Raw genomic sequence first — 18,843 nt, 5'->3', positions numbered from 1 at the left:
GTAAGAGTCCCTGCCTTCACGGGCCTGCCGCGCGTTCCGCCCCGGTTCGCGGGGTCCGCTCAGGAACCGCCCCCGGCCTGGGCCCGGACCGCCTCGGCCGCGTCCCGCCGGCGCGCCGCCCAGGCCGCCGCGGTGAGCACCAGCAGCAGCGCGGCGAGCACCGCGGCGCCCGGAGTGAGACCCACGCCATACACCGCCAGGTGCGCCAGGGCCCCGGCGGCGGTCAGGTAGTACAGCAGCGGGATCGCGCTCTGCCGGATCAGGTCGCCCTCCCGGCCGAGCAGCCCGACCACCGCGGAGGCGGCCACCACGTTGTGCACCGTGATCATGTTGCCCGCGGCGCCGCCCACCGCCTGGGCGGCGACCACGGTCTCCGGCGCGGCGCCGATCTGCTCCGCGGTGGAGAACTGGAACAGCGAGAACATGAGGTTGGAGACGGTGTTGCTGCCGGCGACGAAGGCGCCGAGCGCGCCGATCCACGGCGCGAACAGCGGCCACGCCCCGCCGGCCAGGGCCGCGGCCTCCCCGGCCAGGGTGAGCGGCATGGACTCCGGGCCCCCGGCGGAGAACTCCGGGCCGCTGTTGATGAAGACCCGCACCAGCGGGACCGCGAAGAGCAGCGCGACGGCGGCGCCGGCCAGCTGGCCGCCGGCGGTCCGCCAGGAGGCGGCGATCCGCTTCCGGTCCATCCGGTGCAGGCCGTAGGTGAGCAGGCAGACCAGGATGAAGACGCCGCCCGGCGAGTACAGCGGCTGCACCGCCTCGCCGATGGAGGTGCCGAACAGCCCCTCGGCGCCGATCCGCACGGCCTCCAGGCGCTCCTTGAGCGGCCCGATGAGCCGGGTGGCGACCAGCAGCCCGGCCGCGATGAGATAGGGGCTCCAGGCGCGCAGCAGGCCGATCCGGGGCGCCTCTCCGGCGCCGTCCTCCCCGTCCCCGGGGGCGAGCCGCCCGCTCCACCGCGCCTCCCAGCGCTCGCGCGGCGGGAAGTCCCAGGCGGTCCTGGGCACCAGGAACCCGGCGCGGGCGGCGGCGAGCACGATCAGCAGGCCGGTGAGGCCGCCGAGCAGCGAGGTGAACTCCACCCCGAGGAAGGCGTTGTAGAGCACCGAGGGGACCACCATGGCCAGCGCGGAGAAGAGCGCGAACGGCCAGATCGCCAGCCCGTCGGAGAACCTGCGCCGGCCGCCGTAGAAGCCGGTCAGCAGGGCGCACAGGAAGACCGGGACCAGTGTGCCGACCGCCGCGTGCAGCAGCACCGTCTGCAGCCCGATCGCGTCGATCATCCCGGCGAAGCCGCCCGCGGTCTCCGCGGCGCGCGCCTCGGCCTCCGGGGTGCCGGTGAGCCCGCCGGCCACGCCGACCAGGATCGGGGTGCCGACCGCGCCGAAGCTGACCGGGGTGGACTGGATCACCAGCCCCACCATGACCGCGGCCATCGCCGGGAAGCCCAGGGCGAGCAGGAGCGGGGCGACCACGGCGGCCGGGGTGCCGAACCCGGAGGCGCCCTCGATGAAGCCGCCGAACAGCCAGCCGATGATGACCGCCTGCACCCGGCGGTCCGGGCTGATCCCGGTGAAGGTGGCCCGGATGGTGCGGATGGCGCCGCTCTGGGTGAGCGTGGCGAGCAGCAGCAGCGCGCCGAAGATGATGTAGAGCAGGCCGGCGGCGAGGATCAGGCCCTGCACGGTGGAGGCGGCCACCGCGGCCCACTCCACCCGCCATACCCCGACGGCGAGCGCGACGACCACCGCGTACCCGGCGGGCATGGCGTACTTGGCCGGTATCCGGAGGCCGACCAGGAGGACGCCGACCACGGCGATCGGGGCCAGTGCGAGCAGGGCGAGCAGGGCCGTTCCGTCCATCCGCGGCGCTCCCGGGGGGGGTGGAGTACACGGTATACAGGCGCCCGAGGATGGTAAGCCGGTGCCGCCGGAAACGTAAAGGGGCGGCCCCCGCAGGAGCCGCCCCGGAGCGCACGCGCCCCCGCCGGTCAGGTGGTCTTCTGCACCTGGAGCAGGAACTCGGTGTTGCTCTTGGTGTCCTTCATCTTCTCCAGCAGCAGCTCCAGCGCCTGCTGGGTGTCCAGGGCGTGCAGCACCCGGCGGAGCTTCCAGATGATGGCGAGCTCCTCGCTGGACATGAGGATCTCCTCCTTGCGGGTGGAGGAGGCGTCCACGTCCACCGCGGGGAAGATGCGCTTGTCCGCGAGCTGCCGGTTGAGCTTGAGCTCCATGTTGCCGGTGCCCTTGAACTCCTCGAAGATCACCTCGTCCATCCGCGAGCCGGTCTCCACCAGCGCGGTGGCCAGGATGGTCAGCGAGCCGCCGTTCTCGATGTTGCGCGCCGCGCCGAAGAACCGCTTCGGCGGGTAGAGCGCGGTCGAGTCGACACCGCCGGACAGGATCCGGCCGCTGGCCGGGGCGGCCAGGTTGTAGGCGCGGCCCAGGCGGGTGATCGAGTCCAGCAGGACCACCACGTCCATGCCCATCTCCACCAGGCGCTTGGCGCGCTCGATGGAGAGCTCGGCGACGGTGGTGTGGTCCTCGGCCGGCCGGTCGAAGGTCGAGTGGATGACCTCGCCCTTGACCGTGCGCTGCATGTCGGTGACCTCTTCGGGCCGCTCGTCGACGAGGACGACCATGAGGTGGCACTCGGGGTTGTTCTCGGTGATCGCGTTGGCGATCGCCTGCAGCACCATGGTCTTGCCCGCCTTGGGCGGGGAGACGATCAGGCCGCGCTGGCCCTTGCCGATCGGGGCGACCAGGTCGATGATCCGCGTGGTCAGCACGTTCGGCTCGGTCTCCAGGCGGAGGCGGTCCTGCGGGTAGAGCGGGACCAGCTTGGAGAACTCGGCGCGGTTGCGGGCCTGCTCGGGCGCCATCCCGTTGATGGTGTCCAGCCGGACCAGGGCGTTGAACTTCTCCCGGCGCTCGCCCTCGCGGGGCTGGCGCACGGCGCCGGTGATCGCGTCGCCCTTGCGCAGCCCGTGCTTGCGCACCTGGGCCAGCGAGACGTAGACGTCGTTGGCGCCGGGGAGGTAGCCGGTGGTGCGGACGAAGGCGTAGTTGTCCAGGATGTCGAGGATCCCGGCGACCGGCAGCAGGACGTCGTCCTCGCTGATCACCGGCTCGTTGTCCTGGCGGTCGCGGCCGCCGCGGCGGTCCCGGCGGTCGCGCCTGCGGCCGCGGCGGCGGCCGCCGCCGGAGTCGTCGTCGCCGCCCCGGCCGCCGCCCTGCTGCTGGGGACCGGAGTCCTGCTGCTGCGGCTGGGCGTCGCCCTCGTCCCGGTTGCGGTTGCGGCGGTTGCGCTGGCGGTCGCGGCCGGACCGGCCGGACTGCTGCTGTGCGTCGGAGCCGCTCTTCTGGGAGGTGTTGGAAGTCTTGGTCACGCTGCTCGCGGAGGTAGAGGTTTCGGTCGCGTCCGTGCCCGGCTCGCCGCCGGCCTCCTCGCCGCGCTTGCGGGAGGTGCGCCGGCCGCGCTTGTCGGTGCGCTCGGCCTGCTCGTCGGCCTCGCCCTTGTCCGCCTTGGCGGCGGCGGGCTCGGTGGCGGGCTCTTCGACCTTATCGGCCGCGGTCCGCTTTCCGGCGGACTTCGCGCTCTTGGCCGGCTGCGGCGCGGCCACCGGACCGCCCTGCTTGGCCTCGATCGCGGCGATGACGTCGCTCTTGCGCATGCGCCCCGTACCGGTGATGCCCAGGCTGGAGGCGAGCCGCTGCAGCTCGGTCAGCTTCAGGGCGGACAGCCCGGTGGCGCCGGACTGGGCCCGGCCGCGGGCCGGTGAGGTCTTGGCCGGTGCAGCGGCGTCGCCGGATCCCGCACCGGGCGCGGTGGGGGTGTCGTTCTTGCTGACCGCCGCGTCCGTGTGGAGTTCGGTGGTGTCGCTCACTAAGGGTCCTTCCCAAGGAGCGGGCTCGTGCCGTTTGTCTTCTAGGTGAACGGACGGCCCGGTGGTGCGAACCGGCCTGGGCCGGGTCGGGCATGCCCCACCTGGATGTCGGGAACCGTCGGATGGCGCCCTTACCCAATCGCGGCGGGCTCTGGGTACAGCCAGACGTCGGGGCGTTGAGCTCGGTGGTGCTTCCCGTGGACCGTCCTGTCGCTCTCGCCGGGCGGGAAACCTGCCTCGGTGGGATGGGCAGAGCCACGGATGCGACGTGAGCTCGACACAGCGGCCACCTCGGACCCCGCTGGTGCGGCGTTGCCGACGAGCGGTGTCGGTGCGGAGGACCCTGTGGCGGATGAGCACACGCCCCGCAACGGGGCATCTGGTGCTACGACCAGCCTAACATCACCGGAGCCCACAGCTATTCCTCGACTCAGGTCTATGAACGGGGAGAAGTGATCCGTACCCCGGCCGGATCGATTTTTAAGGGGCGTATGTGCCATCCAGTACCCGTTCGGGCTCGAATCGAATCAGCGATGCCCGCACTGATTTGCCCGGCATCGCCCGCATCCGAGGGGTTTTCGGGCTCGACGCCGAACACCAATACGGTCGGCCCCGCCCCCGAGACCACGGCCGGAAGGCGTTCCTGGTCACGCAGCTCGGAGACGAGTCGCGCGCTCTCCGGCATCGCCGGGCTCCGGTAATGCTCGTGCAGCCGGTCCTCGGTGGCCTCCAGCAGCAGCTCCGGATGGCCGGAAACGGCCGCGGCGAGCAGCGCGGCGCGCCCCGCGTTGAACGCCGCGTCGGCGTGCGGCACCTCCGCGGGGAGCAGCCCCCGGGCCGCATCGGTGGAGAGCCGCTCCTCGGGGATGCACGCGATCGGCCGCAACCGGCCAGACGGGGCGATCGGCAGCGCGCGCCAGCGCTCCCCCTCCCGCCAGGAGACGGTGAAGCCGCCGAACACGCACGGGGCCACGTTGTCCGGGTGGCCCTCGACGTCCGCGGCGACCTGGAAGACGCGCTCCCGGTCCGGGCCGCCGTCGGCGCCGCGCCAGCCCAGCAGGGCGGCCGCGGCCGCCACCCCGGCGGTGATCGCCGAGGCCGAGGAGCCCAGGCCGCGCCCGTGCGGCACCGCGTTGCGGCAGCGCAGCGCGACGCCGGGCGGCTCCTCCCCGGCCGACTCGTAGGCGGCCCGGAAGGCGACGGCCACCAGGTGGGAGGCGTCCAGCGGGACCTCTCCGGCCCCCTCGCCGGCCACCTCCACGGTGGTCCGGCCGTCCGGGCGGATCTCGGCTTCGACCTCGTCGTACAGGGCCAGCGCCAGGCCCAGGGCGTCGAAGCCCGGGCCGAGGTTGGCGCTGGTGGCGGGGGTGCGGACGTGCACCGCCGCGGGGCGCGTCTGGGGCATGCGCGGTCTCCGCTCGGACTCGGGGCGCGGTTCTCGGTACTGCTCACCGGTGGTCTCGACGCCGCGGCGGGGCAGGGCGCCCTGGCGGGGCCGCCGCGTCGGGACCACCGGGCGGGGAGGGCCTCCCCGGCGTTCTAGGCCAGGCCGAGGGCGGAGGCCGCGGCGTGCGCGTCCACCGGCACGGTGGTCGCCGCCGAGGCGCCGGCCAGGGCCCAGTCCGGGTCCTTGAGGCCGTTGCCGGTGACGGTGCACACCACCCGGCTGCCGCGCTCGATCGCGCCGGCCTCCACCGCCTGGAGCAGGCCGGCGACGCTGGCCGCCGACGCGAGCTCCACGAAGACGCCCTCCTCGGCGGCGAGCATCCGGTAGGCGGAGAGGATCTGCCGGTCGGTGACCGAGTCGATGGCGCCGCCGGAGGCGTCCCGGGCGTCCTCGGCCAGCTTCCAGGAGGCGGGGTTGCCGATCCGGATCGCGGTGGCGATGGTGCGCGGCTGGCGCACCGGGGCCCCGTCCACGATCGGCGCGGCGCCGCTGGCCTGGAAGCCGAACATGCGCGGGGTGCGGGTGGCGGGCCCGTCCGCGGCGTACTCCTTGTAGCCCATCCAGTAGGCGCTGATGTTGCCGGCGTTGCCGACCGGCAGGCAGTGCACGTCGGGGGCGTCGCCGAGCGCGTCGACCACCTCGAAGGAGGCGGTCTTCTGGCCCTGCAGCCGGTACGGGTTGACCGAGTTGACCAGCGCCACCGGGTAGTCCACCGAGAGCTTGCGGGCCAGCTCCAGGCAGTCGTCGAAGTTGCCGTCGACCTGGAGCAGCTTGGCGCCGTGCACCAGGGCCTGGGCGAGCTTGCCCATCGCGATCTTGCCCTGCGGGACCAGGACCGCGCAGGTCATCCCGGCGCGCACCGCGTAGGCCGCGGCGCTGGCGCTGGTGTTGCCGGTGGAGGCGCAGATGACCGCCTTGGCGCCGTCCTCGGCGGCCTTGGTGATGGCCATCGTCATGCCGCGGTCCTTGAACGAACCGGTGGGGTTGAGCCCTTCGACCTTGAGGAAGACCTCGCACCCGGTCAGCTCGGAGACCCGGGTGGCCGGTACCAGCGGCGTGCCCCCCTCGAGAAGGGTGACGACCGGGGTGTTCGCCGTGACGGGAAGCCGGTCGCGGTACTCCTCGACGACCCCTCGCCACGCCCGTGCCATGCTCACGACAGGACCTTTCGCGCTGGTGGACGGCCCGGCGCCGGGCCTGCCCGCGGTGCGGGGCGCCCGACGCGCCGGTGCAGACGTGCTGCAGATGTGCTGCGGAGGGCGGGGACCGGTCCCGGGCGGCGCCTGCGCACGCCCGCGTTCCCTCGCCGACCTCGATTCTAGGCCCCGGAGGCGGAGTCGGGTTAATCGGGCCCACCCGTCTCACCTGCCGAGACCCGGGGTTCACCGGCCCTCCCCCGGCCGGTCCCGGCGCGGCGGCGCCGGGACCGGCCGGGGCGGGTCAGTCGGCGCTGTTGCCCAACGCCTCGACCCGCATCACGCTGGCGACGCTGCGCACCGTGTCCAGCGCGCGCAGCCGGCGCACGGTGGCGTCCAGCGCGGAGTCCGGGGCCGGGTGGCTGACCAGCACCAGCTGGGCGTCGTCGCCGTGCCCCTCCTGGCGCACGTTCTTGATCGAGACGTGGTTCTCCGCGAACACCTCGGCGACCCGGGCCAGCACGCCCGGCCGGTCGGCGACGTCCAGGGCCAGGTGGTAGCGGGTGACCGTGTCGCCCATCGGGTGCACCGGCAGGCCGGTGTCGTGGCCGCCCTCGGCGACCGAGGTGCCGGAGAGCCGGTTGCGCGCCACCGCGACCAGGTCGCCCAGGACCGCGCTGGCGGTGGGCGCCCCGCCGGCCCCGGCGCCGTAGAACATCAGCCGGCCGGCCGACTCCGCCTCGACGAAGACCGCGTTGTAGGCGCCGCCGACGGTGGCCAGCGGGTGCTCCCGGGGGAGCATCGCCGGGTGCACCCGGACGCCGACCGAGGAGCCGTCTTCGGAGAGCTGGCAGATGGCCAGCGGCTTGACCACGCAGCCCATCGCCTCGGCGCTGGCGATGTCGCCGGCGGTGACCCCGGTGATGCCCTCGCGGTGCACGTCGGCGGCGGTCACCCGGCGGGTGTGGAAGGCCAGCCGGGCCAGGATGGCGGCCTTGGCGGCGGCGTCGAAGCCCTCCACGTCCGCGGTGGGGTCGGCCTCGGCGTAGCCGAGCGCCTGCGCCTCCTCCAGGGACTCGGTGAACCCGGCGCCCTGGGTGTGCATCCGGTCCAGGATGAAGTTGGTGGTGCCGTTGACGATGCCCATGACCCGTTTGACCCGGTCGCCGGCGAGCGAGTCGCGCAGCGGGCGGAGCAGCGGGATGGCGCCGGCCACCGCGGCCTCGTAGTAGACGTCCACCCCGGCCTCGCGGGCGGCGTCGTGGATGGCCGCGCCGTCCTCGGCGAGCAGCGCCTTGTTCGCGGTCACCACCGACTTGCCGTTCTTGATCGCGGCCAGGATCAGCGACCGGGCCGGCTCGATGCCGCCGATGACCTCGACCACCAGGTCGATGTCGGGCCGGGTGACCAGCGCCATGGCGTCGGTGGTGAACAGCTCGGGGTCGATCCCCGTGCCGCGGGCCCGGCCGAGCCTGCGCACCGCGATCCCGCCGACCTCGACGGGCGTGCCGATGCGCGCGGCCAGCTCGCCGGCCTGCTCCTGGAGCAGGCGTACGACCTCAGCACCCACAACGCCGCATCCGAGCAGCGCCACCTTCATCGCCATAGGGGGGTGACTCCCACTTCTCTCACGGTTCCTGCGTTCTGTCGTCGGCCCTCGGCCCCGGATCAGCCCTCGTCGAGGCGGAGGAGGTCCTCTTCGGTCTCCCTGCGCACGATGGTGCGCGAGGCCCCGTCGCGCACCGCGGTGATCGCCGGGCGCGGGAGGTGGTTGTAGTTGCTGGCCATCGAGTAGCAGTAGGCCCCGGTGGCGGCCACCGCGACCAGGTCGCCCGGGCGCAGGTCGCCGGGGAGGTAGAGGTCGTTGACGATGATGTCGCCGCTCTCGCAGTGCTTGCCGACCAGGCGGGAGAGCATCGGCTCGGCACCGCTCACCCGGGAGGCGGGCACGCAGGTGTACTCGGCGCCGTACAGCGCGGTGCGGATGTTGTCGCTCATCCCGCCGTCCACGCTGACGTAGGTCCGGATGCCCTCGACGTCCTTGACCGTGCCGACCCGGTACAGGGTGACCCCGGCGGGGCCGGCGATGGCGCGGCCCGGCTCGACCGCGATCCGCGGCACCGGCAGGCCGCCGGCCCGGCACTCCCGGCTGACGATGGAGATCAGGTTCTCCGCGATGGCCTTGGGCGTCAGCGGAGCGTCGCCGGGGACGTAGGCGATGCCCAGGCCGCCGCCGAGGTCCAGCTCGGACAGGGTGACGCCGAGTTCGCCGTGGATCCGGGCGAGGAACTCGGTGACCCGGCGGGCCGCCACCTCGAAGCCGGCGGTGTCGAAGATCTGCGAGCCGATGTGCGAGTGCAGCCCGACCAGTTCGATGTGCGGGGAGTCGATGAGCCGGCGCACCGCGCGGTCGGCGGCGCCGGTGCTCAGCGCCAGGCCGAACTTCTGGTCGTCGTGCGCGGTGGCGACGAACTCGTGGGTGTGCGCCTCCACGCCGGTGGTGACCCGCACCAGCACCGACGGCTTCAGGCCGCGCTCGGCGGCCAGCCGCTCCAGCCGGTCGATCTCGTCGAAGGAGTCCACCACGATCCGGCCCACCCCGGCCTCCAGGGCGCGGACCAGTTCGGCCTCGGACTTGTTGTTGCCGTGCATGCCGAGGTCGGCGGCGGGGAAGCCGGCGGCCAGCGCGACGGTGAGCTCGCCGCCGCTGCACACGTCGAGCTTGAGGCCCTCCTCGTGCACCCACTTGGCGACGGCCTTGGTGAGCAGCGCCTTGCCGGCGTAGTAGACGTCGGCGCCGATGTCGCCGAAGGCCTCCCTGTAGTCCCGGGCGCGGCGACGGAACTCCGCCTCGTCCAGCACGAACAGCGGGGTGCCGTACTCGGCCGCCAGGGTGTCGGCGCCGACGCCGCCGATGGTGAGCTCGCCGCCGACGCGCTGCGCGCTGCCCGGCCACACCCGGGGGTCGAGCTCGTGGATGTCCTCGGGCGGCGCCGGCGGGTGGTCCTCGGGGAGGACGTCGGCGTGGCGCGGACCTGCGGGGTGGGCGTAACGGCTCATGGGCTGCGGCTCTCGGCTGTTCGTTCGTCGGACGGCGGGTCGGCGGCGGCCGCCGGGCGGGGCCGGTCGCCTACGGCCTTGTGGGCGCGGACGCACCGAGCAGGGCGAGGCCCGCCCCGAGCACCCCGGACGCGGCGGAGCACAGCGCGACCGCGTCGGCCGCGGGGCCTCGCACCGCATCGCGGGACCGCGCCCATCCATGGTAGGAAGCGGCCAGTCCCTCCAGGTATCTGACCAGCATATGCGGTTGCCCACGCCGCTCGGCCGCCGAGACCGCGCCGGGGCCGTCGAACAGGGCCCCGACCAGGTCGGCGGCGGGACCGCCGAGCGGGGCGCGCCAGTCCGGGCCGGGGGCGGGCGGGGTTCCGGTGCGGGCCCGCTCGGCCTGCTCGGCCCAGCCGCGGGCGGCGACCGCGTGGGCGTGCGCGTAGCGGACGGCGAAGGCGGGGTTGTCCCATGTGTACCGGGCCCAGGCGCCGGGGGCCTCGGGTGCGGGCTCGGCCGGCAGGCCCGGGCCGGTGACCTCGCCGGGGCGGGGCCTCTCCGAGGCGGCCCGGCAGAACGCGATCCGCGCCGCGGACTCGCCGACCGCGGCCAGCAGCCGGGCGGCCTCCCCGGCGGCGGGCGGCCGGTCGGCGGCGGGTTCGCGCCAGTCCGCCTCGGCGGGGCGGGGCGGGGCGGGTTCGGGCCGGGGGCCGGGCGCCCCCTCGGTGGCCCGCGCGGCCAGCGCGATGCGGCGCCGGGCGTCCTCGCGCGCGAGCGCGCGGGCGCGCCCGAGGGAAGGGGCGGCGGCCAGGTCGGAGCGGGCCCAGCCGTCCTCGTCCTCGGCGGGCAGCGCGTGCCGGGCGCCGCCGGTGAGGTAGGCGGCGCCGTTCCAGGCGGCGGGGACCAGGGCGGCGAGGGCGTCGGGGCGGGGTTCGAGGGCGACCATGCCGCGGCCCGGCGCCTCGGCCGCGGCGACCTCGGGGAGGGCGCGCAGGGCGGCGGCGATCCGGGCGGCGGCCGCGTCGGCGCCGCCGGGGGCCCCGGCCCGCAGCGCGACGGCGGAGGCGAACCTTCCGGGGCGGCCGGGGAGGCGGCGCGGGTCGGTCCAGGGCAGTGCGGCGGGGTCGGCGCCCAGCGCCTCGGCGGCGGCCGCCCGGAGCAGCGCGTCGATCCCCCAGGGCGTGGCGGCCCGGGGCGCGGCGGCGGAGAGGGGCATCAGGCCAGCCCGGCCAGCTCGCGCACGGTCCCGATGAGCTCGGTCGGGTCGAAGGGCTTGGTCAGGTAGGCGTCCGCGCCGACCTCCTCGCCGCGGCGCAGGTCCTCGCTCTGCGCCCGGGCGGTGATGAGCACGACCTTGGCGCCCCGGGTCTCCTCGCTCTCCCGGAGCCGCGTCGCGGTCACCCACCCGTCCAGCCGGGGCATCATCACGTCCAGCGTGATCACGTCGGGCCGCACCTCGGCGGCCCGCTCCAGGCAGTCCCGCCCGTCCACGGCCGTATGCACCTCGAACCCCTCGAGCTGCAGGTTCACCGCGATGAGCTGCCTGATCACCTCGTTGTCGTCGACCACCAGCACCCGCGCCAATGCTTCACCCACGGCCGTGAGACTAACGCGGCGCCCCGCCTCCCCGCCGGGGTTCCCCCGATCCGGCCCGGGAAAGACGGACGATCCACCCTCCGGACCCTGTTAGAGTAGTGATCACAGCGAGCCCCCTTAGCTCAGGGGATAGAGCAACGGCCTCCGGAGCCGTGTGCGCAGGTTCGAATCCTGCAGGGGGCACATTCGCGACCTTCCCGGGTCGCACAATGACCAGCGGTGATGCTTCGGCACCCGCTGGTTTTCCTTTTCCCGCGCTCCCCCGTACCGGCCTCCGCCGGCGCGAAGGCGGACGCGCCGGAAGAGTCCTCGGAATCCCCCCGCGCCCGGGCTCCCCGGCCGCCGTCCCGCACCGGAGACCCCTGCGCCGGGGGCGGTTCCGCCGAGTCGGCACCCCGGGACGAAAAGGCTCACCCCCGGGGATCACGGAGAACGGCCGCGCGGATTCACCGCTTCCCCGGATTTCCCGGAAAACCACCTGCGACCTGCATGTTCAAACCGAGGTCGAAGTCGTTACCCACCGCCGGACACCTCGGCTAGCATCACCGGCGCCCCTTAAATCAGAGGAGAACCGGAAATGCCGTCCAAAGGGAAATTCGCTTCCGCCCTCATCGGAGCGGCGGCGACGCTCGCCCTCTTCGTCCCCGCCCCCGCAGCCGCCGACGAGGCGGCGGCCGACAGCGTGGCCGCGGCCGGAGCCACCTGCAAGGGCGGCTTCAGGAAGTCGATCGCAGGGGAGGGGTACCTGAAGTACGGCGTCTGCACGAAGACCATCAACGGAACCAAGCACCAGATGGTGGAGGGTGTCGTCGTCGACACCAGGTCCAACAACATCTATCTCCGTGCCACCGTGGGATTCAGCAGGTCCACGGCGGAATACTATTACTACGCGGGCTCCAAGAACGGGCAGTCGAGCTTCGAGACCCCGTGGAAGCCGGGATCGGCCGAGGTCAGCCTGAGGTCCTTCAAGGACTAGTGAGACGCCCGGGGCCCTGACCACGGCCCGGCTCCGACCCGGCCGCCGGCCCCAGCCCCTCCCCGCCGGCCCATGACCGGATCCGACACCTGGGTCGCAGGCCCCAGGGAGCACGCTCCCGGTGGAAAATACATCGGGTATGCACGACGGAGGCCCCCAGCCCGCACACTGGGGGCCTCCCGCTGTCCAGGAGTCCCTAGATGCCGTCCTTCTTCAGGGCTTCCAGGAAAGCGCACCGCTCACGGTCCGGGACGGACGAGTACCCGGCGCTGCGGTTCCGGGTGTCGCGGACGAAGGTCGTGGCCCCCTCGGCGCAGTTCTCCTGCTTGCCGGAGCTGTAGCTACTCTTATGGAACTTGCGATGGGGAATATCAGGCATCTCGCATCTTCTACGTGACCGCGTTCAGCCGTTCCTGAAAGAACACGCGAGAGTCGTCCACGCTGAGGGCCGACGACTGCCCGTGCTCTCCATCCCCCTTATGCGGGATGGAAACATTCTTTCTCTGAGAACCGGCCCCACCGCGACCAACGGGTCACCTTCAAAACGGTCGACAGAAGGAGGCCCCGGTGAACAGGCACGGCAACGAAGACATCCCCCACGACGACGGCCAGGACCCCGGCAAGTGACCGCCCCCGGCGCGGCCGGCGCTCCCGGGCAAGGGCCGTTCGACCACGTGCTCTCCACCGTCGCCGCGCGCCGCATCCCACCCGCTTGGATGGCGCAGACCCGGCCGGGCGGTCCAGCGCGGCGCCCCACGGAGCAAAGGCTCAAACCGGCGGCGACGGCAAAGGAATGGGCGGGGCCGGGCTCCTCACCCGGGCGCGGCGCCCCACGGGGCCGGGGTTCAAGCAGGCAGCGACGGCAGGCAGGGGGACCGGCCGGTCGGTCCGGCGCGGCGCCCCGCAGAGCGAAGGCCAAGACGGGCAGCGAAGGCGGGAATGGGCGGGGCGGCGCCGGCGGCGGGGCGGCCCGCCCGCGCCCGCCAGGGGCCTTATCCCCTATGCCGGGTTCGCGGCGGGGGCGGGCGAGCCCTGCACACCGCGGGAGCACCCCGATTACATCTACCAGCGAGTAGTAAGCCCCGAAGCCCCCATTACCCCCTCGGTGGTTACCCAGAGTGGCCAAAGCGAGGCCTCCCGGGGAGTAAAAGCGACATCTCGCCCCCCGCGCCGCCCCTACCCTGGTTCCGGCCCCCTGCTTCCCGGCCTTCCGGGCGGCTCGAACCCCCGATCACCGGCCCGATCAGGGCCATCCGGGCCTCTCGGGGGCTGATCCGGCCCGGGATGCGCGCCCAGGAATCACCGGAGTGCTCTCGCGGTGCGCAGGGCACCCCACCCAACCATCACCCTGCGTATTTACCCAGGTCAGAGAGGGGCAGTGGTTTCCGGAGCGGCCGGCCACGCCGCCCGGGCGACGCGGGCGCGGCGAACCCGCCGCCCCCTGCCCTCCCCGACCACCCCACCTGCTCTGCCGCACCCGACCGACCGGCCGGTGCCCCTCCCCGCCGTCGCCGCCTGCTTGAACCTCCGCCCCGTGGGGCGCCGCGCCCGGGCGACCACCCTCGCCCCGCCCCTACCGGCGCCGTCGCCGCCCGTCTGAACCTTCGCTCTGTGGGGCGCCGCACCCGACCGACCGGCCGGTGCCCCTCCCCGCCGTCGCCGCCCGCTTGAACCTTCACTCCGCGAGGCGCCGCGCCCGGCCGGAGCGCCCGGTTCCGCCCCTACCTCCGCCGTCGCCGCCTGCTCGCCGGTCGGCCTGGCGACATGCGAGCCCTCGCCGGGAAGTCGCCGGGAGAGGAGAAACGCCTCGCGGAGACCGCGTGAGACTTCGCTCTTCGGAGCCGGCGACGGTCGGTGAAGCAGGAAGAGGGTCGGCGAGAGGAACGCTGAGATTCGATCAACGGCAATGAACCGGAGAGGCCGGCCATGGGGCCGTCGCCCTCTCCGCCCGCCGCATACCGTCAGTGCGGCGAAGATCACACCGGGTCCGCGGCCCCCCGCAGAGCCTCGGGGGCCGGAACGCCGGACACCGCGGCCCGGCGGGGGCGGGTGGGCCGGGGCACCTCCTCTGCCTCGAGGAACGGACGGTGGGAATGGGGAGGAACCACTGTTCTTCCCGGCCTCCTGAAGGGGTGGCGGACGCCCGCCGCCCCCTCGGATCCGTCCTCTTTCTTCCAGGGGGCGGGAAATGCCCCGGTATCCCGTTCCCCCTTCCTCCGGGTCGGGTGGTATTCGTCCCGGGATCGCCCCGCTCGCGTTCCGAAAACCCCTGCCGCACAGGAGATGACGAAACGTGAGCGCATGCCGTAAGGTGCGCACGAACGGTGACGAACGGGCCATGTGGCGCCCGACCGCCGCCGTCCCGGTCTGCGGTCGTTCATCGACCTGCGGTTTTCGGCGGGCCGGGGTGCGCTTCGCGGCGCACCCGGCCGCGGAGCCAGCCTGTTCTCCCGCTTCCAGGGCTCCACTGTGCCTTCAACGCCTCCAAAGCCGGACGCTAGGAACGTGAATCTATGTCGGAAGCAGTACCCGCGGCGGAACGCGGCGGACGGTGGGCCGGTCTCTGGGCGGTTCTCGCCGCGGCGGCCGCGGTGGTCGTCGTCGGCGGACTGTGGAGCTGGGCGGTGCTCGCCCTCCCCCAGGCCGGCCGGGTGCCGGTGGCGGTGGCCGCCGGGCTGACCACCGCCCTGCTCGGCGCCGCCGTCTACATCGCGGTCCGGCGCACCGGCGAGGCGCTCCTCGCCGAGGACGAGGCGCACCGCGCCTGGGAGCGGCTGCACGAGGCCGCATCCCGGCTGGACGCCGCCCGCGCCGAGCTCGCCTCGCTCGCCGACGAGGTGCTTCCGGCCGCGGTGGCCCGGCTCCGCGAGGGGGCGACCGCCGACACGGTGCTCGCCGAGGCCCCGCGGCCGGCCGAGGAGGCGCACGGGCGGCTGCTCCGGCTCCTCGTCCAGGAGATCTCCCAGGGCGAGCGGCAGCGCGCCGCGGCCACCGCGGCCTGCGCGAACGCGGCGGGCCGGGTGCAGGCGCTGGCCACCCTCACCCTGGCCGAGCTGCGCGAGATCGAGAACGCCTGCCCCGAGGACATGCTCGGCGACGTGATGCAGGTGGACCACAACACCGCGCAGATCGGCCGGCTCGCGGACAGCATCGCGGTGCTCACCGGCGCGCGCACCGGCCGGCGCTGGACCAAGCCGATCCGGATGGAGAGCATCCTGCGCGGCGCGATGGGCCGGATCAGCTCCTACAAGCGGATCCGGGTGCACTCCGCCAGCCGCTCGGCGATCGCCGGGTACGCCGCCGAGGACGTGATGCACGCGCTCGCCGAGCTGATGGACAACGGGACGCGCTTCTCCGCCCCCTCCGAAGAGGTGCACGTCTACGTCGAGGACCTGAACAACGGCGCGGTGATCACCGTGGAGGACAGCGGCCTGGGCATGAAGCCGCAGGCGCTGGCCCGCGCCGAGCGCGCGGTGTCGCGCACCGAGCCGTTCGACCTGACCCGGCTGCCCGGCACCCGGCTGGGCCTGGCCGTGGTCGGCCGGCTGGCCCGCAAGCACCGGCTGGACGTGTACTTCCGGCCGTCCTCGCGCGGCGGGATCGGCGTGGTGCTGCGCATCCCCAACCACCTGATCGGCCCGGCCGAGGTCGACCCGCTGCCGGCGCCCACCGCCCGGCCGCTCGGCACCGCCCCCGGCGGTACGCCCGGCACCGCGCTCGCGGACCGGCCCGCCGCCCGGACCGCCTCCGCTCCCCCGCCCGCCGCCAGGCACGCGAAGCCCGCCACCCCGCAGGCCCCTCCGGCGCCCGCCGCCACGGGGCCGGTGCCACAGGCCCCCGCCGCGGAGCCGCCCGCGCCCAAGCCCGCCGTGCCGCAGGCGCCCCCGGAGCCCGCGCCGGAGGCCGCCGAGCCGGCGCCCCTGCGCCGCCCGCTGCCGAAGCGGCCGCGCGGCGGCACCCTCCGGTCCGCTCCCGCGCCCCAGCCCGCCCGGGAGCCGGAGGCCGGCCGCCCCCGCCCCGGCATGGGGCAGCGGTTCAGCGCCTTCCGCCAGGGGCGGACCGACCCCTCCGGCGACTGAGCCCGCCGATCCCCCCGCCGTACCGGACGACCAGATTGGAGCGGGGGGCCGCCCCGGCCCCCGAACCCCGATGGACACCACTGATTCGAACCTCGAATGGCTCCTCCAGGGCCTGGTGGACGACACCCCGGGCGCACGGCACGCGCTAGTGCTCTCCCGGGACGGCCTCAAGCTCTGCCACACCTCCGCCCTCGCCGTCGACCAGGCCGACCAGCTGGCCGCGATCGCCGCCGGGGTCCAGGCGCTCGCCCACGGCGCGTCGGTGGAGTTCGGCGACGGCTCCGGCGGGGTGCGCAACTCGATGACCGAGTTCCACGGCGGCATCCTGTTCATCGTGGACGCGGGCGAGGGCGCGCACCTGGCGCTGATCGCCGCGGAGGACTCCGACGTGGGCCTGATCGGGCACAACATGGAGGGGCTGATCGAGCAGATCGGCGCCTTCCTGACCGCCGCCCCGCGCAGCTCCGCCCCGACGGCATGAGGCGGATCATCGACGGCGAGGACCCGGACCGGCTCTACACCGTCACCGGCGGGCGCAGCCGCGCCGGCGAGGCGGGGCTGGACCTGGTCACTCTGCTCGTGAGCGAGTCCGACCCGGTCCCCGGCATGCAGTCCGAGCACGTGCGGATCCTGCGCATCTGCCACCGCCCGACGTCGGTGGTGGAGCTCTCCGCCGAGCTGGAGCTGCCGGTGAGCGTGGTGCGGATCCTGCTGACCGACCTGCTCGACACCGGCCGGGTCTCCGCCCGGCACCCGTCCTCCGCCGGCGCCGCGGTGCACACCCCCGACTCCGAATTCCTGAAGAAGGTGCTCGTTGGACTCGCCAAGCTCTGAGCGCACACCGCTGGCGGCCACCGCGGCGGACGGCGCCAAGATCGTCATCGTCGGCGGCTTCGGAGTGGGCAAGACGACCATGGTCCGCTCCGTCAGCGAGATCCGGCCGCTGAGCACCGAGGAGGTGATGACCCAGGCCGGCGTCGGCATCGACAGCACCGGCGGGGTGCAGGACAAGAGCACCACCACGGTCGCCTTCGACTTCGGCCGGATCAGCTTGGACGAGCGGCTGGTGCTCTACCTGTTCGGTGCGCCCGGCCAGGAGCGGTTCTGGTTCCTGTGGGACCGGTTGTTCGCCGGGACGCTCGGCGCGGTGGTGCTGGTGGACGCCCGGCGCATCGAGGACTCCTGGTACGCCATCGACCGGCTGGAGCACAACCGCGTCCCGTTCATCGTGGCGCTCAACCGGTTCGAGGCGCCCGCGCACACCCACGACGAGGTCCGCGAGGCGCTCTCGCTCGGCCCGGACGTCCCGGTGGTCGACTGCGACGTCCGCGAGCGGCCCTCCGCCAAGGAGGTCCTGATCTCGCTCGTGGACCACCTCTACACGCTGACCGCCGCCCGGGAGGCCGCATCGTGACCGCTGACGCCCCCTCCGCCGAGGAGCGGGTCCCGTTCCACGGGGCCCTGTTCGAGCAGGACCCCTCCGCGCTCTACGCCGAGATGCGCCGGCTGCACGGCCCGGTGGTCCCGGTGCTGCTCGACGGCGACCTGCCGGCCTGGCTGGTCACCGGGTACCGGGAGGTGCACCAGGTCACCGGGGACGACGAGCTGTTCGCCCGGGACACCCGGCGGTGGAACCAGTGGGAGCACGTGCCCGAGGACTGGCCGCTGCTGCCCTACGTGATGCACAACCCGTCGGTGATGTTCACCGAGGGCGACGAGCACCGGCGGCGCGCCGGGGCGATCGGCGACGCGCTCTCCTCGGTCGACCAGTTCGACCTGCGGCTGCACTGCGAGCGGATCGCCGACCGGCTGGTCGACGGGTTCGCCGGCAGCGGCGAGGCCGAGCTGATGGCCCAGTTCGCCCAGCAGATCCCGCTGCTGGCGGTGGCCAAGATGTTCGGCATGTCCGAGGCGGAGGCGCCGCAGCTGGTCCGGGACGTGGCGATCTCGCTGGACGTGGGCCCGGACGCGATCCCGGCCTACATGCGGGTGCAGGAGTCGATGGGCCGGCTGGTCGCCGAGAAGCACCGCAACCCCGGCTCCGACGTCCCCTCCCACCTGCTCTCCCACCCGTCGGGGCTGGCCGACGAGGAGGTGGTGCAGGACCTGCTGGTGGTCACCGCGGCGGCGCAGCAGCCCACCGCCAACTGGATCGGCAACTCGATCCGGCTGATGCTCACCGACGACCGGTTCTCGATGACGCTGACCGGCGGCCGGGGCAGCGTCGGCCAGGCGCTCAACGAGGTGCTCTGGCACGACACCCCGACGCAGAACTTCATCGGCCGGTTCGCGGTGCGCGACACGCTGCTCGCCGGGCGGCGGATCCGCGCCGGCGACATGCTGGTGCTGGGGCTGGCCGCGGCCAACGCCGACCCGCACGGCAGCCTCTCGCTCGACTCGGACCTGATGGGCAACCGGGCCCACATGTCGTTCGGGCACGGCGAGCACGGCTGCCCGTTCCCCGCCCCGGAGGTCGCCGAGATCATCGCCGGCGCCACCATCGAGGTGCTGCTGGACCGGCTGCCGGACCTGGCCCTGTCGGTGCCGGCCGAGTCGCTGGTCTGGCGCCCGTCGCTGTGGATGCGGGGCCTGGAGGCGCTGCCGGTGGCGTTCACCCCGGCCTACGTCTCCGGCGTCTGAGCCGGACCGATCCCTACCCCCGTTGATCTTGGACT

Annotated in this window: 16 protein-coding genes and 1 tRNA gene; 8 read left to right on the top strand and 9 right to left on the bottom strand. The window is 74.0% G+C overall.

What is annotated here, in order from left to right; all coding sequences use genetic code 11:
- Window positions 1-59: 59 nt before the first annotated feature.
- The 8 genes from D459_RS0113625 to D459_RS0113590 all read right to left on the bottom strand — a co-directional run bounded on the left by D459_RS0113625 (window position 60) and on the right by D459_RS0113590 (window position 11,092).
- Window positions 60-1,865, bottom strand: a complete 1,806-nt coding sequence (locus D459_RS0113625) for an L-lactate permease (RefSeq protein WP_017593566.1) — start codon at window positions 1,863-1,865, stop codon at window positions 60-62.
- 128 nt (window positions 1,866-1,993) lie between these two features.
- Entirely contained in the window at window positions 1,994-3,889 is a 1,896-nt protein-coding gene (gene rho / locus D459_RS0113620; RefSeq protein ID WP_017593565.1) for a transcription termination factor Rho, read from the bottom strand.
- Between the two features lie 436 nt (window positions 3,890-4,325).
- A complete protein-coding gene (gene thrB / locus D459_RS0113615) occupies window positions 4,326-5,294 on the bottom strand; it encodes a homoserine kinase (protein ID WP_017593564.1) in 969 nt (322 codons plus the stop codon).
- A 134-nt stretch (window positions 5,295-5,428) separates the two neighbouring features.
- Window positions 5,429-6,487, bottom strand: coding sequence for a threonine synthase (gene thrC / locus D459_RS0113610; RefSeq protein WP_026120364.1), 1,059 nt, complete (start codon window positions 6,485-6,487; stop codon window positions 5,429-5,431).
- A 289-nt stretch (window positions 6,488-6,776) separates the two neighbouring features.
- Window positions 6,777-8,078: a homoserine dehydrogenase gene (locus D459_RS0113605; RefSeq protein ID WP_017593562.1), complete on the bottom strand. Its 1,302-nt coding sequence runs from the start codon at window positions 8,076-8,078 to the stop codon at window positions 6,777-6,779.
- 62 nt (window positions 8,079-8,140) lie between these two features.
- Window positions 8,141-9,532: a diaminopimelate decarboxylase gene (lysA, locus tag D459_RS0113600; RefSeq protein ID WP_017593561.1), complete on the bottom strand. Its 1,392-nt coding sequence runs from the start codon at window positions 9,530-9,532 to the stop codon at window positions 8,141-8,143.
- Between the two features lie 70 nt (window positions 9,533-9,602).
- The gene (locus D459_RS0113595) at window positions 9,603-10,733 is read right to left on the bottom strand and encodes a DALR anticodon-binding domain-containing protein (protein WP_017593560.1); all 1,131 of its coding nucleotides are present in this window, start codon (window positions 10,731-10,733) and stop codon (window positions 9,603-9,605) included.
- The gene (locus D459_RS0113590) at window positions 10,733-11,092 is read right to left on the bottom strand and encodes a response regulator transcription factor (protein WP_017593559.1); all 360 of its coding nucleotides are present in this window, start codon (window positions 11,090-11,092) and stop codon (window positions 10,733-10,735) included. The genes D459_RS0113595 and D459_RS0113590 overlap by 1 nt, the downstream gene beginning before the upstream one ends.
- A gap of 132 nt (window positions 11,093-11,224) precedes the next feature.
- Here D459_RS0113590 and D459_RS0113585 point away from each other — a divergent pair.
- Both D459_RS0113585 and D459_RS0113580 read left to right on the top strand, forming a co-directional pair.
- A tRNA-Arg gene (locus D459_RS0113585) sits at window positions 11,225-11,296 on the top strand.
- Between the two features lie 394 nt (window positions 11,297-11,690).
- Window positions 11,691-12,089, top strand: a complete 399-nt coding sequence (locus D459_RS0113580; protein ID WP_017593558.1) for a hypothetical protein — start codon at window positions 11,691-11,693, stop codon at window positions 12,087-12,089.
- A 196-nt stretch (window positions 12,090-12,285) separates the two neighbouring features.
- Here D459_RS0113580 and D459_RS0113575 read toward each other — a convergent pair whose 3' ends face one another.
- Window positions 12,286-12,468, bottom strand: coding sequence for a DUF397 domain-containing protein (locus tag D459_RS0113575; RefSeq protein WP_017593557.1), 183 nt, complete (start codon window positions 12,466-12,468; stop codon window positions 12,286-12,288).
- Window positions 12,469-12,568: 100 nt separating this feature from the next.
- On the opposite strand from D459_RS0113575, the gene D459_RS35425 reads away from it, so the two are divergent.
- From D459_RS35425 to D459_RS0113550, 6 genes are all read left to right on the top strand, one after another.
- Entirely contained in the window at window positions 12,569-13,165 is a 597-nt protein-coding gene (locus tag D459_RS35425) for a hypothetical protein (RefSeq protein WP_152522967.1), read from the top strand.
- Between the two features lie 1,437 nt (window positions 13,166-14,602).
- Window positions 14,603-16,168 (top strand): sensor histidine kinase, encoded by a 1,566-nt coding sequence (locus tag D459_RS0113570; RefSeq protein ID WP_020380170.1) that lies wholly within the window; start codon window positions 14,603-14,605, stop codon window positions 16,166-16,168.
- A gap of 70 nt (window positions 16,169-16,238) precedes the next feature.
- Window positions 16,239-16,649, top strand: a complete 411-nt coding sequence (locus D459_RS0113565; RefSeq protein WP_020380169.1) for a roadblock/LC7 domain-containing protein — start codon at window positions 16,239-16,241, stop codon at window positions 16,647-16,649.
- On the top strand, window positions 16,646-17,002 hold the full coding sequence (locus tag D459_RS0113560) for a DUF742 domain-containing protein (RefSeq protein WP_017593554.1): 357 nt from the start codon (window positions 16,646-16,648) through the stop codon (window positions 17,000-17,002). Before D459_RS0113565 ends, D459_RS0113560 begins: the two co-directional genes overlap by 4 nt.
- Window positions 16,983-17,582 (top strand): GTP-binding protein, encoded by a 600-nt coding sequence (locus D459_RS0113555; RefSeq protein ID WP_017593553.1) that lies wholly within the window; start codon window positions 16,983-16,985, stop codon window positions 17,580-17,582. Before D459_RS0113560 ends, D459_RS0113555 begins: the two co-directional genes overlap by 20 nt.
- Complete coding sequence (locus tag D459_RS0113550; RefSeq protein ID WP_017593552.1) at window positions 17,579-18,808, top strand: cytochrome P450; 1,230 nt, start codon at window positions 17,579-17,581, stop codon at window positions 18,806-18,808. The genes D459_RS0113555 and D459_RS0113550 overlap by 4 nt, the downstream gene beginning before the upstream one ends.
- Window positions 18,809-18,843 lie beyond the last annotated feature (35 nt).

Origin of the sequence: Nocardiopsis potens DSM 45234 (genome assembly GCF_000341105.1) — a bacterium.
Classification (GTDB): domain Bacteria; phylum Actinomycetota; class Actinomycetes; order Streptosporangiales; family Streptosporangiaceae; genus Nocardiopsis_A; species Nocardiopsis_A potens.
Note: the sequence above shows the minus strand (reverse complement) of the source record. Positions and strands in the feature narration are given on the sequence as shown.